The following is a 16,423-nucleotide window of genomic DNA, read 5'->3' as shown; positions in this document are numbered from 1 at the left end:
AACCTCAAAAGGTAATTACAGATCAGGCACCTTCCACGAAGGTCGCAATGGCTAAAGTCATTAAAGCTTTTAAACTTAAACCTGACTGTTATTGTACATCGAAATATCTGAATAATCTCATTGAGCAAGGTCACCGTCATATTAAAGTAAGAAAGACAAGATATCAAAGTATCAATACGCCAAAGAATACTTTAAAAGATATTGAATGTATTTACGCTCTATATAAAAAGAACCGCAGGTCTCTTCAGATCTACGGATTTTCGCCATGCCACGAAATTAGGCATATGTTCGCCAGTTAAGGGAACAACGACATGATAAAATGGTAATTAGTTATATTTTTCTAACTTTACAACAGAACCCTTTAATCTAGCAATAAAAGAACTTAAACAAAAATAGAAGTGTTTAAAAGTACAAAAGGGGTGATCTTTCAATGGAAGTTATAAAGACAAGAAGAAACTCGTTTCAAAATCCCTCTTGATTTTTACAGAAAAAATCTTTAATTTTATCGTCTTTAATAAAATAATAAGCCATCTTTCCATCTTTCCAAAAATCAAGAACATCATTTTTATACAAAAGTCTTAAGTGATGTGATGTAGAAGCAACACTCATATTTAATATCAAAGAAATATCACAAACACATAACTCATTTTCCTTAATCAAAGATAATATGATTTTTAACTTCTTTTCATCACATATTTTTTGAAAAATACTAAGTAATTTTTGTGATTTATCATCTTCTAAAAAATTCAAAGCATTATTCACTTTATCCTCATGAATACAAATCACATCACAAGCATTTGCCTTGCCCATATAAACCACACCTTAATTTAAAATATAAAACCAATTATTGTTTGAATTGTATTATTTTCAATAATAATAAATAACCCTAAACCAATATAAATAACAGCCATTATCCAACGACTAAACTTCTCTACAATTTCACCAACACCTGAAATATTAGCCAATCTTTGTGCTGTATATATTAAAACAAAAATCAATATTAAAAATACAAGAAGAGTAACTAATAAGTCGACAAGATCTAAAGTCACAAAGTAAGGAACAAAAAGTCCAATATTATCTGCACCACAACTAGCAACTGTAACCAAAGCAACAATACCGACTAATTTTGACAACCCTTTTTCATCCAATTCTTTTTTAGCTCTTTTTTCGCCTTCACAATCGTCGTAAATAGCAACTTTAATACCTAAGTAAATCGGTATTAAACCTAATAAACCCAACACCCATTTTTCCGGAACATAATTCAAAACAAAAGCTAGAAATAAACTAACTAATATTAAAATTACAGAACCTAAATATTGTCCGATATAAATATCTCGATATTCTTTTCTAGTATTTGCTCTAGCAAAAAATATTAATAGTATTACCAACAAATCTACTGCTGTAGCAATATATAAAACAGCAGCAGTAATTACAGTCGAAAACATAAAGCACCTCATTCAAAAATATTTTTGAATGTATTATAACTTATATTCTCCGAAAATCATAGATGCCTTATTCCAATTGCTTTATTGACGTTGAGCCTCGGAACCCTTAACAATCCCAAAACTTGTCGAATGGTCGGCTTAATAGCTCACGCTATGCCGACATTCGTCTCCAAGTTTAGTTAAGGGTTCTTCTCAACGCACAATAAATTTTCTCGGCATAAATGCGTGGTCTATTTTTGTGAAGTCCTACTGAAAATACCAATAAACCAAATAATTAAAAGACAAGCTAATATCCCAAAAATAAGACCATCTAAAAGTTTAAACGCTAATTTTTCAGGTTCTGGAAGTAAATAATTCATAGTGCAACGAAGCATAATCACTAATACTAAGGCTTTAAAAAAGTAATTAACTTTTCTCACTTATCTCACTCCTTTTTAGCACACTTTATCACAATAGTTATTGCTTTACAGGTCTATTTTCCGTCGTTATAATCTAGTTAATTCCCGTAAGGGCGCACTTATACGTTTGTTCCAAACGTTGTGCTAAAACCAACATCGACCTTCGTCGATTTTTTTAGTTTTGGTTCTGTTGCAAAGTTAAAATTATATGCACATCTATACAAAACTATAAAAGCAAATATTGTTTTAACAGTAAAGCGTTTTGTTAGTATTAATTATTTTTCGTTTTTTAGTATAAATATTACATAATTTTTAACTTTGCAACAGAACCAGTCATTAAGTCGTGTGCTCTGCGAGACTAGGTTTTTGTGCAAGCAAAAAAATGAGTGGCCAAATGCTAGCCACTCATAGTTCAAAATCATTTACCCATTAAGTATTAGTTTCATGTCTTCGTTGGTTAAATTGTCTTTTTTGTTTTTTAGAATACTCCATTAACTCAACTTCCTTTTCAACATATTCAAACAAATCACTAACTGTTACATAAGATTTTTCAGCTAATTTATATTCCATTTCTGATAACCATTCAGAATAATTTTTGGCAAATCTAAAAATTTAGTTCTCGTTTATTTCTTTGTTTAACTATTATTAGGCTAAATAACAGCAGTAGAATACTAATTAAGATAATTTCCGAAGGGAATAATAATTTACTTTGGAATTTATCATTCATTAATCCCATAAAAATAGGAACAAAACCTGCAAAAATATATCCAAATCCTTGAACTAAGCTAGTCCAACTACTTGTATCACTTGGAGTTGAAGTCATATTGATTGGTAATACCATAGCAATAGGGAATAAACCTCCTGTTGCTATAGCAATGAAAATGATACCTACAAGCACTGATATAGATACATTTGTCAAAAGGATTAATAAACTACCAATAATTAAAATAACATTACATACTAAAATCCAAACATTTACACTAAAATATTTATCCAAAAGACTTGGTATGACAAAACTAAAAATCATTTGTGTAGCAGTGAAAGTAGTTAGCGCAACAATATTCGAATGATCATTCCAATGGATAGTTTTTAAAAAACTCACTAACCAAGTAGCAACACCATAAAAAAGACCTGATTGTAACATGAAAAATATAACTAATAGCCAAGCATTTATATTTTTTAAGGGTAATTTAACTGAATCTATATTTTCCTCATTTTGAGTTGAATTTCTTTGTAATAAAAACCACCAAACTAAAGCAGCAAAAATAGGTATTATTCCCCATATAGAAATTGCAATTGTCCAAGTATTAACTAAATTTGTTAAAGAAAGAACACTACCTGAAGCAATAACTGCAACCAATCCCATACTTAAAGAATAAATACCTATTAACAAACCAGTATTTTTAGGAAATTCTTTTTTTATAAATCCTGATATTAATGGTCCAATAATAGCTATACAAAACCCGACACCCAAGGTTGAAATTATCATTAATAAATACATAGGGAACATACCTCTAAATAAAGTAAACAATCCCAATAATACTAACAAAATTAAAAGACTTTTATTAAATCCCAATTTTTTCTTAAACCGATTTACTAAAAATGCAAATATTCCCATACACATTACAGGTATACTTGTTAAAAAACTTGATTGTACATTGCTTAAATTTAAGTCATCTTGTATTAAGTTAATAACTGGTGGAATACTTTGTATACTCATACGAAGATTTAAACAAGCTATAAAAATAAGTAAAATTAATTTTATGTTTTTCAATTGTCTTCCTCTAAATAAATTCATTCTGCCAAAAATCAATCTGCTTTTGCAATTATTATTTAGATAATCTTACTATAAAAAAGTTGTATTGAGAAACAGATTAATATTAGAAAATTTAAGTTTGCTTGTATGAAGTCACTTTGTACATTAATATATGGTTTTCTTTAAATATGAATATGTTATACATATTCACTACCTATAATCATCGATTATGTAAATAATATTTATTTGCTGCATCTTTATTACTTAATATTAAATTGATTAACATATTTAAAAAATTTAAGTTCCTCAGACACTTTAAATTCTCCGTATTTTATAAATCTTAAAGATTCATAAAAACTAGGTTGTCAAAGATTATACCAATTACTAAAAAGTGAAGGAACCCTAGTATTTACTATGGAGCATCCAATCCAAACAGCTACTATGGATTCAGAGGTTAAAAAAGAAGATAAAAATGGAGTTTATTTGCGAATGGAACGTTACTTTGATGAATCTATTCGTTCTGCTAATTGGATAGGAAAAGACGTTTTCAAATACCATTAAACTATTGAAACTATTTTCAATAGTTTAATAAATAGCGGCTTTGAAATTGAATGTGTTAAGGACCTTGGACAATCAGAAGAAGTATTTAAATATTATGATGAAGTTCGTATTAATACGTTAAAACAGTTCCCTCCATTTATATTAGTTGAAGCAATAAAGAAATAAATGTGCACATATTTTCTTTATTAAGACAAAGTTTGATTATAAAACTATTAAAAGACTCCTTGTTGAAATAAGAAGTCTCTTTTAACATGCTTTCTGATAAACATTAGTCATGCTAATCAGACATATTTTTCAGAAAGTTATTTAACAATAATGAAAGTTAAATAATATAAGTTAATCAAAAATTCAATAATGTTAAATTTAATTTTAATAATGTTTAATTATATGATAATTTATATTCAAGGAGTGAATATATTGAAAAATAATGATATTCCTAAATGGATGATGAACTTAGAAAAAGAAGATTTTGAATTTATTAAAAATTTTGTTGTTAATTCTGGATCACTAAAAGCATTAGCTAAATATTATGAAGTGTCATATCCAACTGTTCGAAATAGATTAAATAGTGTGATAGAAAGGATAGAATCTGCAAAAGACAATGAAGAGAGTTCATTAGTTAATTATGTAAAAAAGCTGGCTATCGAGGAAAAATTAGATTTGAATGACGCTAAACAATTATTAGAAATATATAGTCATGAAAAGGAGATTGAGTGAATTTGAGTAATTTATTAACATTTGCACCAGCTATTTTATATGCCATATTATTTGCTATACAGTATTTTTTATCTAAGACAGGAAATAAGATAATAGGTGGAATTGTACCTATATTATTTATAGTAGCATTAGTATTTTTATATACAACGGGTAAATTAGGATTAAATATTTGGGGAACTCTTATTTTGGGTGTAATAGGTTTATTATTCTTATTAGGTCAGTGGAGTAGGGCTCAAAAAGATAATAAAAAGAAAGAACAAAAAGAATTAGATAAAATGATAAGCAAAGATTTAAAGTGAATTTCAAGATAACTCTATCGACTTTTTAAAAAAGTGGTAAAGTTATGTTTTGTATTAATCATCAACAGGATCATTATTGAGACATATTTTGATTTTGCAACGATTAGAATATTCTAGTATAAACGTTGTAATCGGTGAAAAAATACGCCAAGGAGATTTGATTGGTAAATGTGGAAATTCTGGAAACTCCTCCGAGCCACATTTACATTTTCAAGTTATGAACACATCTAAAATAGACGAATGTGTTTCTTTAAAAATTAAATTTTCTAACGGAAGGTCACCTATAAAAGGAGATAGCATATAAAATTTAAAAGGAGGCACTAATCGATGGAAATTTTAATTAAAATCATAGATATAATCGTTGCAATTGTATCTACTTTTACAGATGAGACTTCGAAATATTTAGCGAAATTAAAAGAAAAAAGAGACAAAAAGAAAGAAAGAAAAAAATAATATTTTATTAAAATATTAACATAAATTTTGTGTTAGATTTGTTCTTTATTGAGACAAAATTTAAATAATATTACTACACAAAAAGAGAGTGCGAATTGGCACTCTCTTTTTGTGATAAATGAATGTTTAAGAAAATAGTTCATCTACAGTTGTATCAAACAATTTTGCCAACTTGAATGCTAATGTTAATGTAGGATCATATTTATTGTTTTCTATAGCATTAATAGTTTGCCTAGATACTTTTAATTCCTTACTTAAAGCTTCTTGAGAAATTCTTTTTTGCTTTCTATATTCTCTAATTCTATTTTTCATTAATTTAACCTTTAGATGTGTATTTTTTATTTGTAGTAAAGTAATTAAAAGCCATAAGTAATATAGCAGCTATTATAAAGAAAATTTCTGGATATTGAGAAAACCAAGTTTTTTCAAGATTTGGTGTTAAACCAATCAATCTAAGCAATAATGTAAATAACATACAATAGATAATCCAAATAAAACTTTTAGCCAGTATTTCAATAAACATTTTACGCTGTCTTTCATCGTATCAATCTTGGTGTCCTTTTGTATCTAATGTTTCTGACGGTAAATATTTGTTTGTTATAGCCGTCCATAAACAAGAAAAAATTAAAATAATAATAAAAGGAATTAAATTCATTATAACACCTCATAAATGTCAAATACTTTTTACATATCAATGTGTTTAAAAACTTACTATGTTATATTGCATTTAGTAAAATATTTACTATTTTAAAAGGAGTTATAAAATTGCCTGTTTTAGTTTTATTTATTGAAACAATTTTAGTAACAATATTCATGATTGGAAGTATGATGGGGGTTTTTAATAACTCTATTTCTCCATGGATATTCGTTATTTTTTGGGTAGCAAGCATTGTTATTTTATTGGGAACTATTATGATAAGACGTTACTCTAAAGGAAAATATAAAAAAGAACTCACAATATATGAAAACAGTCCTAACTTATATGAGAAGGAATATTTTTATCAAGCCCCATTGTACATATTCGATGGTATACATATCAAAGTTCATGGTATGAGTGATACAATATGGACTCCATATTTTAATAATAATCTTCAAAAATGGCTAAGTGTATTTGATATTTTCCCTGTCTATGGTGTTAAACTTACATCAGTAGATCACACTATTATTTTAAAGAGAACTAAACTATGGTCCTTAAGGCCCCATTATAGAGTCTTTATTGATGAAGAAGAAGTAGGAATGTTACAGATGATAAGGTTGTTAAAAGGGGGAATAAAGCAACAAACGCCCTATATTTTTTCAAGCAGTAACGACACATATAAGTTTAGTAACCCTTATTTTTCAACTAAAACAGTGATAACAGGAAAAGAAAATAATGAAATATTAACAGCGCAACGTTCATTTTTTGATTTAGGTAAAAATCTAGTAACTCGACGTAGAGGAGAAAAACACAATATAGTAATTGAAGCAAATGATACCCAAATACCATATCCTCACGAACTTTGGATTACTTTATACATTCAAGTTATGATAAATAAGCAAAAGGAACAATAGTAAAATACTTAGTTTAGAAAAAGAGTGCGAATTCGTACTCTTTTTTCTTGTACAATTATTAAAATCTCAATTCAATAATATATTATGAGTTTTGGTACGCTGTGAGAAACGCTCATTTGCATTGACAACCTATTTATCAAGATAATCCCTTATCATGTTTAATTCTATAAACAGTCTGTCTTGTTATATTTACTTCTTTTGCAATTTTACTGATTGCTTGACCTTCTTCTAACATTTCTACAACTCGATGATAAATAATACGTTTTTGAGGATCTTTAGCATTCGTTGAATAAAGTAACGGACGCCCTTTATATACACCTTTTTCTTTCGCAACTTGAATACCTTGCGCTTGTCTACGTTTATTTTCATTTCGTTCTTGTTCTGAAACCATTGCTAATATTTGAATGATTAGATCTTTCATAAACTTATCTAATAAAGGATTGCCAATGACTTCATTCATCATAGGTAAACTAGTAATCATCAATTGAACTTCTTTATCCTTTAAATAATTAACTGTGTTAATCACTTCATCATAATTACGACCTAAGCGATCAATCGATTCTACTACAAATCTATCGCCCATTCTCACAAAGTTAAGTGCTTCTTGAAATACGGGTCTATTTTCTACTGACTTTCCCGATTGTTTCTCTGTAAATATTTTCTCTACGCCAAATGTTTTCAAATTATCTAGCTGTCTCTCTAGATTCTGATCTATCGAAGATACTCTTGCATAACCTATAATCATTCATCTTCACTCTATAATTAATATACACCCTAATCATACGTTTGAGTTACTATAAATTCAACAACTTATTTTGTGTGATTAGGGTGTATCCTGTCTGGTTTTTTAGTTTTCTTAAAACTTAGTAATATTTTTATTTATCTTTATTTTCTTGGTTATTTAACTTATTGAGATAACGATAGATTGTTGTACGTGAAACTTTCCATTGCTCTGCAATAGTTTTAATTGGGGTTCCATTATCATAAAGTGTTTTGAGTAAAGTCAAATCTCGTTTATTTAATTTTTCGGGTCGACCTCCATAGCGTCCTCTAGCACGAGCTGCAATTCGCCCCGCTGAAGAACGTTCTAAAATTAAATTACGTTCAAACTCTGCAAATGCTGCGAATAAATGAAATAACAATTGTCCTGTAGAACTTGATTTATCCATTGTTATATTTTCTTCTAAACTATGAAAACTCACGCCTCGATTATTAAGTTCATTAACTAATGTGATTAAATCTGCCATGTTACGTCCTAGTCTATCTAGTCTCCAAACAACAATCGTATCTCCTGACCTCGCAAATTCAATGGCTCTATCTAAACCAGGACGTTTACTTTTTGCTCCACTTATGTGATCGCTAAATATTTTTTCACAACCATATTGATTTAATCGATCTTCCTGCAAATTCAAATTTTGCAAACCAGTTGAAACTCTTGCATAACCTATTTTCAAAATACAAACCTCCTATATACACCTTCAGTGTACCATAACTTAATGACAAGGTCTTTTGTGAACATAGATTATTTGTTGGGTTTTTGAACACATAATTCTATGTAATACATACTTATTTAGACATAAAAAACGAGTGTACAGAAAATGGTTGTATTCTGTACACTTTTTTAATACGAGTGTATTAAAATGTGTTAACATATAGGTATGCCAAAAATAATTAATCATAAAGAAAAGAAAAAACAAATCATTCAATACGCTTTCGACTCCATTGTAGAAAAAGGAGTTAAGGGATCTACTGTAAGACAAATTGCGAAATTAGCTGATATGACACCTGGACAGATTAGATATTATTTTCCGAATCATTCAGAGTTATTAAATGCTGTAATGTCTACAGTAGAATTAAAAGTAAGGAGGAGAATTGAAGCAATATTTAAATCTGAAAACCTTACTACAATAGATAAAGCAAAAGCGAGTTTATTAACAGTACTACCATTGGATAAAGAGAGACTAGCTGATATGGAAGTTTGGATGGCGTTTCGCAATGACATACATGAGTACGGTCAAAGTACACTTGATGATGGGTTAGACCAATTATGTAATAGTATTTTGACATTATTAAAAAACGATCATTTGTTGAAGAACAATGTGAATATTCATCTTAATTCGATGAAATTACATGCATTAATTGACGGTTTAGCTTTACATAAATTGCTTAATCCAAACGGTGTTTCAAACGATGATATTCAAATCATTGTAGATGAAGAAATAGTTAGATTAACGCAATAAAGGAGGACGGCCCGTGAACTTTATAGCATGGCTTATAATTTTTTGTGAAATAGCCTTTTGGTTTGTAATATTACTTGGTTTAGTAACAAGATATATCTTAAATCAACAAACATTGGGTTTATTCTTTCTTGCACTTACGCCTATTATAGATTTAATACTTATTATAACAACGGTTGTAGACCTTATGAATGGTGCAACAGCTGAAATGCCACATGCTATAGCAGCAGTTTATATTTCAATTTCTCTTGTCTTTGGCAAAAGCATGATAAATTGGGCAGATGATAGATTTAGATATTATGTGATGAAGCAAGGTTCCAAACCTTATAAACTTGACGGTTTAGATTACTCTAAAAACTATGCTAAAAGTTGGTTGAAACATTTACTGTCTTACATTATAGGTACTGGGATTTTACATTTAGTTGTTTATTTGATTAATGATAAAAGTCGTACAGAAGCTATGGATGGTGTTATCCATATTTGGACAATTGTTATTATTATAGACTTAATTATTTGTATTTCATATTTTGTGTGGCCTCCAAAAAGAAATTAAATTATGGATATAAATGGTTTAGATAAAATAAGTACAGAAGTTATAGAAACAGTTAGAGATAGTTTAGTTATAGGTATTCGATAATAGAAAAAGCAACGCATTTTAATATAGTGCGTTGCTTTTCTCATTGATTAGGTAAAGTCATTCTCATATATTGAATAAAGTGACAAGTTACTATAAATTCAATAACTTATTTTGTATGATTATGGTGTACTCAAAGTGTACATATCTATAATAAAAACTTACTAAAAATAAATATAGATTTTTTCTTTGTAACAGAACCGTTCATTTGAAGGTCATCTCTATCATAAATATTTAAATTAACTAAAAATTTTAATCATCTGTTTAATACTTATGAAATGTATTTACGGTAGGTATTAAAATTGATGAAATTTATATAAGTGCTTTCAATGAAAATGACCGTTTATTTATCCTCCTGATTTAAGGAGTTAGAAATTTCGAAAACGATTCTTTCCATTTGTTGCATTTGTTCCATGTCCAGATATTTAATACATTATAGAAAACCAAAGACCATCACTAATTAAACGCAGTTTTAAAATTTCATCAGGATTGCCTTCGTCTTTAAAATGGGCCTCTTTTAATATAAGTTCTACTCTTTCATACCTAACTCTTTCAATGCCATCGTTTCATACGCCGATTCTCCTGATTCCATAGCAAACTCAGCGATAAACATTGGGAATACTGCATTGAGTTCTATTATATGCTCTTTCATTCGTGGCCATATTTCACCTCCAGCTTTACCGTATGCTGTTATAAGTTGCTCTAATCCTTCGTCGTCGAATACACGATGGTGTCCTATAAAGTCCATTGATGGGTCGGAGTGGGTTGCTTCAGTCCAGTCTATGAGACCTGTGACGTTTGCTTGGTTATCTACCATTATATGTCCTGGATGTAAGTCCTCATGTATCATGGTCGCATGTCGAGGCCATAGTTCGTCGTTTTCTAACCATTGTTTCCATCTGTTCCATAATTCATCTGATACGCCATAAGTTTCTTTAACTTTATTCATTCTTCTTTGAAAGTCATTTTTTATTTCTTGTATGGTTTTGATATTTATATGCTGAACGTTAATGTTTTCTTCTGGTATGTTGTGTAAATCTACGAGTGTTTCAGCTAATGTGTTAATAAAGTTTTCTGGTAATGGTTTGTGTTCAATTTCCCATACATAATTTTGTATTTCTGGATCTATTGTGGCTGCGGGTTTACCTGTAAGTTTTGGGTAAGCAATAAGGTCTTTTGCATGTACTTTCCACTTCGGTATTTCAAATGAAACATTCTTCTGTAAGAAGTCTACCGTTTGTTTTTCGGGTTTTGTTCGTTTATAAACGTCAGGTCTTCTTGGTAGTCTCAAAACCCATTCTACTCCATGTTTATCTTTTCCAAATGCAACTTGAAAATCAAGTCCCGATTCATTCAATGAGATTGTTTGAGGTTGGATGTGTAATTGATATTTTTCTGCACATTTAATAATTTCATTATGTCGAGTCATTTTATTGGATCCTTATTTCTATTATATTTTTCTTGTGAACGTATTTTTTATATTGATATAAATGAACCTAATATTCAATATAAATTAGTGTATAGTTTTTAAGTTATATCATGAATAGATTGTCCTGTTACTTCCCATTTTTTATCTGATACATGTTTAACAAACCTTGTATCATGTGATGTAAACAAAATGATTCCAGGATATTTATTCATAAACATTTCTAATGCTTCTAATGTTTTAATATCTAAAAAATTAGTTGGTTCATCCAAAATTAACATATTCGCTTTCGTTGAAAATAATACTGCTAACGATAATTTCGTTCTTTCCCCACCACTCAAAACATTACAAGAACGATCAAGTGCTTCATTTAAACCCAAGTTATTTAAAATAGCTCTACTGAATGATTCTGATGAATCCGTTTCATCCATTAAATATTGCAATAATGAAACGTCACGCATGTCTTCATAAGCAAGTTGACGATAGTATGCCATTTGCACTTTAGGAGAACAATCAATTCCCTCTATTTGGTGGTAAATAGCTTCAAGTAAAGTTGTCTTACCTACACCATTTGCACCTACGAGCGCTATATTTTTGCCATATGGTATTTGGAATCGTACTTGTGTTAGCAGTTTTTGACTTCCTTTAACCAATGTTAGATTTTGTGCAATGATTGGATAATTATTATGGATATCATAAATTTTATTTTGTGGGAAATTGAATTCATGATAACTTTGTGGTTTTTCAACTTCTTCCAAATGTTCCATTCTTTTTTCAATATGCTTAGCTTGTTTTTGAGCAGCCTTCTCAACCGTGCCTTTTTGTTTTGATGCACTTAAACGATCTGGTGCTATACTTTTGTTTTTTTGTTTTGATGATGCTTGTGCCATTTGTTGCGCTTGATTTCGTTTAGCTTTACTGGCTTGGGACAATCTTTGTTTTTCACTTATATACTGTTCATATTGACGTTGTTGTTCTAACTGTTCTTGTTCATATTGATTTTGATACTGTGTGTAATTACCTTTAAACACTCTTATTGTGCCATCTTCTTGTATATCCCAAATTGTGTCAGCAATTTGGTCTATAAGTGCTCTATCATGACTTACTATAATTAAAGTACCATAGTAATATTTTAAAATATTTTTCAGATAATCCTTACCAATTTTATCCAAGTGATTTGTAGGTTCATCTAAAAGTAATATCGGACTATAATTTGATATGACATTAGCTAATTTATATTTTGCTTTTTCACCACCACTCATACTGTCGGTTGTATGCATAGGTATATGGAGTTCACTCATTAAACTACCGTCTAACGTGTTAAAATCATTTTCCACATCCATGTTAAGCTGTTCAAAATATTGAATTTCGCCAACCGTTTCAACTGTTCCAGATTCTGGTTTTGTTTTTTGAGCAATCATATTTAGTAATGTGGTTTTGCCAGTACCATTACCCCCAATAAGTGCTATTTTTTCAAATTGGTAAGCGTAAAGATGACCGATGTTAAGTGATCGTAAATCTGTCAATTTATGATTGATTTGGTTAAATTTAATTGTATATTGTTCCATATTTATACACTCCTTGTATATTTAAAGGACGTGTACGCAAAAAAATGAGACAGGCTACTCCCGTCTCATTCACATTACACTTTCAAACACTTAAAAATTTATTATGATGTTTTAGTATTTGAAAGCGTTTATTATTCCTATCGAAGGATAAAAAATGACATAAGTCATCCTATGAGTGTGTATTGCGGACAAGCCTTTTTGAATTAATTTAGTTTTGTATTCAAAAAGGTTTATTTGAGTCTCATAGAAGCTGTCATTTTAATCCTCCTTCATCGATAAAATAGTAATGTTAATATAACATTTTGTTGGTTTTTTTACAATATATCTCTAAGTAGAAAGATTATATAACAAAAGTATAAAAATACAATTTTAGATTGATTATACATCTCCTTAATTTAGAGTGTACTCATAAAATACAGCACTTCGTTTAATTTATATTTATGTATCTCAACATGTATTTAAATAATTTATTTTTTTATGATACATTAAGTTGAGATTTAAAATATATCTAAATAATTAAAAAGGAGATGATTGTATGGATGTTTTAACAGTAGAACATTTAACAAAAAAGATAGGTAATAAGACTATTCTCAAAGATATTTCTTTAAATTTAAAACGAGGACAGATTGTCGGTCTTGTTGGAGCAAATGGGGCAGGAAAAACATCTTTGATGAAAGTTATATTAGGCTACTCGATTTACCAAGAAGGTAACTTTGAAGTTATTGAAAATAAGCATAAAAAAAGTAACGTTGGTGCATTGATTGAAAATCCAGGAATATATCCCTTTATGTCAGGCTATGACAATCTTAAACTACTAAATGAAACTAAAAATACTCAAGATATTGATACAATTGTCTCTCAACTTAAAATGGATGAGTATATACATAATAAAGCAAAAACATATTCCTTGGGTATGAAACAAAAATTAGGTATTGCAATAGCCTTCTTAAATCAACCCCAATTAATTATTTTAGATGAACCTATGAATGGGTTAGATCCTAGGGCTGTAAGAGATGTTAGAGAACTCATTGTAAAAAAAGCGGAAGAGGGCATTACCTTTTTAATTTCTAGCCATATATTAAGTGAGTTAGTAAAAATCACCAATTCTATCCTTATCATCAACAAAGGTAAAATTGTTACTGAAACTACCGAAGAAGAATTAAACCAATATAAAGATAACGATTTAGAAAATGTATTATTAAGTATCATTGATAAGGAGGATCAATCGTAAAATGGGCACTTTAATTAAGCAAGAATGTTTTAAATTGTTTAAAAAGAAATCGACGTTTATTATACCAATTATCATTATGTTATTAATGGTTGTTCAAGCTATAATATCTAAAAACTATGATGATATTTTTTCTCCACAATCATCTATTGAATCAGCATTTAGTGGTTTTTCATGGTTTATCTTTTTATTAATTATTCAAGCCAGCACCATTATTTCAATGGAGTTTTATCATGGTACAATTAAAAATCTTCTCTATCGAAAATATACGAGAACAAGCATTATTATTAGTAAAATTATTACATTAATACTTTTTTCACTACTGTATTTTATTATTAGTATTGTTGTAGGAATTATTCTATGGGCTATTTTCTTCAACGATATCAATCTCCTTGAAAGTAAGGGTGATGCGTTATCGTTATTAAGTAAAATGTTATTAACTGGACTAGGTACATATGTTGGAACATGGTTAGTCTTAAGTATCACCTTATTAATTTCATGTGCAATGAAAAGTCCCGGTGTCTCTATTGCTGTCGGTATTGTATTGTATTTTGCCACTTCAATTTTGTCAGGTATATTAACAATTGTTGTAGATAAATGGGAATGGTTAAAATGGAACCCTATTAGTATGATGAATATTATGGTTCAAATTGTTGATAAAAACATGAAAAAATTCACAAAATTAGAACTGCATGAATTATTTATTGGTAATATTGTTTATATTATTATTTTCTTAATCCTCGTAGTATTTGTCTTTAAAAAGAAAAATGTCTAATCTAACTCAACACACTTTATAATTTTGCATTTCTCTACACTATGATGTTATAATACACGTAACAAAGAATCCAACATGGATACACCAATCCTCTCACTACCGCAAATAGTGAGGGGATTTTTGTAGGTGTGGCTATTGTCGCCTATTTTTTCTTGCGATTACGCAGCCAATGCGTAAATAACGCAATAATACAACCACTGATGACTGTGGTCGTGATGTGAACAAAGATTTCCAACATGAATAACACCTCCTCCCTACGTCAAATTGACGCCTGAGAGATAGGCGACCTGTATATTATATCATCTCTGAATATTCGATAATAGGTAACTTCCGATAAGTCATTTTACGTCTATATAAATATCAAAAATCAATAATAATAAACTTAATTTTAATAAAATATAGATAACTTCAAATTTTACTACATCCTAAAGGAGATAATTTAATGTCTAAAATTGGTTATATTCGTCATCTATCTAAAAGTGAATCAATCGATTTACAGTTACTTAAACTTAGAAGTTATGGTAGTAATTGTATATTCATTGAAAGCAAGACAAGAAGAAACTCGTTTCACTCGTTCAAAACCAGCCTATTTTTTCAATACAGTTTTAACGAGAATATAAATTACTAAAATAATAATAAGAATACAAAAAGCAATATTGAATATCTCTAGATCAAAAAAATCCACAAAAGCAAAACTGTTATATTGAGATTCGCTAATAACATTATCAATCCCTCTGGCATCGACTTCAATTTTATTCAACAACCATAAGACTATTGATATTCCGATCAATACAACAACAGACTCTAACAAAGATTTAAAAAAACTTTTTACCACTTTTGCAACTCCTTTCTACATCCCAAAATCATGTTACTAATTAAATTGCTTTATTTTGAGCATGTTTCACATAATACTTTTTGATTTTTAGCCCAACTTTTTAGATTGGTTATTCCGTTCAGTTTTTCTGTGTTTGTATGTATTGTTATATTTTCATTTTTGCTTATTTCTTTTTTGCAGTTATCGCATTTTAATTTTTCGATAAACATGAAATAACCTCACTTTTTTGTGGTTTTTGAAACGAGAGAAAACGAGTTTCAAATACCCCTCTAAACACTAGACTTATTTTCATTAATTTTAACTGCCTTAACAACTAAATAAACAGCATTTATTCCCATCACAATGACATACGGAATTAATATATAAATTTTCCAAACGAGATATAAAAATCAGTCCAAGTAAAAAGAAAATATTTAAGATAGTCGCTATAAAATAGCCTTTATCTAGAACAGTCTTTTTATTCAAAGCAAACACTCCTTTTTTTAAAATTTTAACATAGTTGCTTCATTCCAATTGCTTTATTGACGTTGAGCCTCGGAA

At 29.1% G+C, this 16,423-nt stretch carries 22 protein-coding genes and 3 pseudogenes; 12 read left to right on the top strand and 13 right to left on the bottom strand.

Going from position 1 to position 16,423, the window contains the following annotated elements; translation table 11 throughout:
* The coding region (locus HMPREF3134_RS11815; protein WP_141738634.1) for a DDE-type integrase/transposase/recombinase at window positions 1–299 on the top strand (299 nt) is incomplete at its 5' end.
* A 163-nt stretch (window positions 300–462) separates the two neighbouring features.
* Here HMPREF3134_RS11815 and HMPREF3134_RS07855 read toward each other — a convergent pair.
* The 4 genes from HMPREF3134_RS07855 to HMPREF3134_RS07840 form a co-directional block, all read right to left on the bottom strand.
* On the bottom strand, window positions 463–810 hold the full coding sequence (locus HMPREF3134_RS07855; protein ID WP_011276580.1) for an ArsR/SmtB family transcription factor: 348 nt from the start codon (window positions 808–810) through the stop codon (window positions 463–465).
* 17 nt (window positions 811–827) lie between these two features.
* Window positions 828–1,445 (bottom strand): CadD family cadmium resistance transporter, encoded by a 618-nt coding sequence (locus tag HMPREF3134_RS07850; RefSeq protein WP_011276579.1) that lies wholly within the window; start codon window positions 1,443–1,445, stop codon window positions 828–830.
* 230 nt (window positions 1,446–1,675) lie between these two features.
* The gene (locus HMPREF3134_RS07845) at window positions 1,676–1,864 is read right to left on the bottom strand and encodes a hypothetical protein (protein ID WP_011276578.1); all 189 of its coding nucleotides are present in this window, start codon (window positions 1,862–1,864) and stop codon (window positions 1,676–1,678) included.
* Between the two features lie 583 nt (window positions 1,865–2,447).
* Complete coding sequence (locus HMPREF3134_RS07840) at window positions 2,448–3,617, bottom strand: MFS transporter (RefSeq protein ID WP_011276577.1); 1,170 nt, start codon at window positions 3,615–3,617, stop codon at window positions 2,448–2,450.
* A gap of 396 nt (window positions 3,618–4,013) precedes the next feature.
* Between HMPREF3134_RS07840 and HMPREF3134_RS12520 the strand changes: the two genes are divergently transcribed.
* The 5 genes from HMPREF3134_RS12520 to HMPREF3134_RS12515 all read left to right on the top strand — a co-directional run bounded on the left by HMPREF3134_RS12520 (window position 4,014) and on the right by HMPREF3134_RS12515 (window position 5,629).
* Window positions 4,014–4,160, top strand: coding sequence for a hypothetical protein (locus HMPREF3134_RS12520; protein WP_224743151.1), 147 nt, complete (start codon window positions 4,014–4,016; stop codon window positions 4,158–4,160).
* Window positions 4,161–4,577: 417 nt separating this feature from the next.
* A complete protein-coding gene (locus HMPREF3134_RS07830; RefSeq protein WP_033080161.1) occupies window positions 4,578–4,877 on the top strand; it encodes a DUF2089 family protein in 300 nt (99 codons plus the stop codon).
* Window positions 4,874–5,176 (top strand): hypothetical protein, encoded by a 303-nt coding sequence (locus tag HMPREF3134_RS07825; RefSeq protein WP_240556620.1) that lies wholly within the window; start codon window positions 4,874–4,876, stop codon window positions 5,174–5,176. Before HMPREF3134_RS07830 ends, HMPREF3134_RS07825 begins: the two co-directional genes overlap by 4 nt.
* Window positions 5,177–5,252: 76 nt before the next feature.
* Entirely contained in the window at window positions 5,253–5,480 is a 228-nt protein-coding gene (locus HMPREF3134_RS12660) for a M23 family metallopeptidase (protein ID WP_100479717.1), read from the top strand.
* A 23-nt stretch (window positions 5,481–5,503) separates the two neighbouring features.
* The gene (locus HMPREF3134_RS12515; RefSeq protein WP_011276571.1) at window positions 5,504–5,629 is read left to right on the top strand and encodes a hypothetical protein; all 126 of its coding nucleotides are present in this window, start codon (window positions 5,504–5,506) and stop codon (window positions 5,627–5,629) included.
* Window positions 5,630–5,755: 126 nt separating this feature from the next.
* Here HMPREF3134_RS12515 and HMPREF3134_RS07820 read toward each other — a convergent pair whose 3' ends face one another.
* Both HMPREF3134_RS07820 and HMPREF3134_RS12510 read right to left on the bottom strand, forming a co-directional pair.
* The gene (locus HMPREF3134_RS07820; RefSeq protein WP_011276570.1) at window positions 5,756–5,941 is read right to left on the bottom strand and encodes a helix-turn-helix transcriptional regulator; all 186 of its coding nucleotides are present in this window, start codon (window positions 5,939–5,941) and stop codon (window positions 5,756–5,758) included.
* A gap of 4 nt (window positions 5,942–5,945) precedes the next feature.
* Window positions 5,946–6,284, bottom strand: a pseudogene (locus tag HMPREF3134_RS12510) (hypothetical protein).
* Window positions 6,285–6,394: 110 nt separating this feature from the next.
* Here HMPREF3134_RS12510 and HMPREF3134_RS07810 point away from each other — a divergent pair.
* Window positions 6,395–7,180: a hypothetical protein gene (locus HMPREF3134_RS07810; protein WP_011276567.1), complete on the top strand. Its 786-nt coding sequence runs from the start codon at window positions 6,395–6,397 to the stop codon at window positions 7,178–7,180.
* A gap of 136 nt (window positions 7,181–7,316) precedes the next feature.
* Here the strand turns inward: HMPREF3134_RS07810 and HMPREF3134_RS07805 are convergent, their stop codons facing one another.
* Both HMPREF3134_RS07805 and HMPREF3134_RS07800 read right to left on the bottom strand, forming a co-directional pair.
* Window positions 7,317–7,925, bottom strand: a complete 609-nt coding sequence (locus tag HMPREF3134_RS07805; RefSeq protein ID WP_070442006.1) for a recombinase family protein — start codon at window positions 7,923–7,925, stop codon at window positions 7,317–7,319.
* Between the two features lie 130 nt (window positions 7,926–8,055).
* Window positions 8,056–8,634: a recombinase family protein gene (locus tag HMPREF3134_RS07800; RefSeq protein ID WP_000690631.1), complete on the bottom strand. Its 579-nt coding sequence runs from the start codon at window positions 8,632–8,634 to the stop codon at window positions 8,056–8,058.
* 204 nt (window positions 8,635–8,838) lie between these two features.
* On the opposite strand from HMPREF3134_RS07800, the gene HMPREF3134_RS07795 reads away from it, so the two are divergent.
* The 3 genes and pseudogenes from HMPREF3134_RS07795 to HMPREF3134_RS12020 form a co-directional block, all read left to right on the top strand.
* Entirely contained in the window at window positions 8,839–9,420 is a 582-nt protein-coding gene (locus tag HMPREF3134_RS07795; RefSeq protein ID WP_011276564.1) for a TetR/AcrR family transcriptional regulator, read from the top strand.
* Between the two features lie 13 nt (window positions 9,421–9,433).
* Window positions 9,434–9,970, top strand: a complete 537-nt coding sequence (locus HMPREF3134_RS07790) for a hypothetical protein (RefSeq protein WP_011276563.1) — start codon at window positions 9,434–9,436, stop codon at window positions 9,968–9,970.
* A pseudogene (locus tag HMPREF3134_RS12020) lies at window positions 9,971–10,054 on the top strand (ATP-binding protein); the annotation flags it as partial.
* Between the two features lie 526 nt (window positions 10,055–10,580).
* Here the strand turns inward: HMPREF3134_RS12020 and HMPREF3134_RS07785 are convergent.
* Both HMPREF3134_RS07785 and msr(A) read right to left on the bottom strand, forming a co-directional pair.
* Window positions 10,581–11,480 (bottom strand): Mph(C) family macrolide 2'-phosphotransferase, encoded by a 900-nt coding sequence (locus tag HMPREF3134_RS07785; protein ID WP_070442003.1) that lies wholly within the window; start codon window positions 11,478–11,480, stop codon window positions 10,581–10,583.
* A 98-nt stretch (window positions 11,481–11,578) separates the two neighbouring features.
* Window positions 11,579–13,045, bottom strand: a complete 1,467-nt coding sequence (gene msr(A), locus HMPREF3134_RS07780) for an ABC-F type ribosomal protection protein Msr(A) (RefSeq protein ID WP_070442001.1) — start codon at window positions 13,043–13,045, stop codon at window positions 11,579–11,581.
* Between the two features lie 535 nt (window positions 13,046–13,580).
* Between msr(A) and HMPREF3134_RS07775 the strand changes: the two genes are divergently transcribed.
* Both HMPREF3134_RS07775 and HMPREF3134_RS07770 read left to right on the top strand, forming a co-directional pair.
* A complete protein-coding gene (locus HMPREF3134_RS07775; RefSeq protein WP_011276562.1) occupies window positions 13,581–14,276 on the top strand; it encodes an ABC transporter ATP-binding protein in 696 nt (231 codons plus the stop codon).
* Between the two features lies 1 nt (window position 14,277).
* Window positions 14,278–15,048, top strand: coding sequence for an ABC transporter permease (locus HMPREF3134_RS07770; protein WP_011276561.1), 771 nt, complete (start codon window positions 14,278–14,280; stop codon window positions 15,046–15,048).
* 142 nt (window positions 15,049–15,190) lie between these two features.
* Here the strand turns inward: HMPREF3134_RS07770 and HMPREF3134_RS12015 are convergent, their stop codons facing one another.
* The 3 genes and pseudogenes from HMPREF3134_RS12015 to HMPREF3134_RS12505 form a co-directional block, all read right to left on the bottom strand.
* The gene (locus HMPREF3134_RS12015) at window positions 15,191–15,286 is read right to left on the bottom strand and encodes a type I toxin-antitoxin system Fst family toxin (RefSeq protein ID WP_011276560.1); all 96 of its coding nucleotides are present in this window, start codon (window positions 15,284–15,286) and stop codon (window positions 15,191–15,193) included.
* Between the two features lie 348 nt (window positions 15,287–15,634).
* Entirely contained in the window at window positions 15,635–15,883 is a 249-nt protein-coding gene (locus tag HMPREF3134_RS12220) for a hypothetical protein (protein ID WP_033080158.1), read from the bottom strand.
* Between the two features lie 269 nt (window positions 15,884–16,152).
* Window positions 16,153–16,348 (bottom strand): annotated as a pseudogene (locus HMPREF3134_RS12505) (hypothetical protein).
* Window positions 16,349–16,423: the final 75 nt, after the last annotated feature.

Source organism: Staphylococcus sp. HMSC14D10 (assembly GCF_001808125.1).
Lineage (GTDB): Bacteria > Bacillota > Bacilli > Staphylococcales > Staphylococcaceae > Staphylococcus > Staphylococcus haemolyticus.
This window is presented reverse-complemented; position numbering and strand designations above follow the sequence as displayed.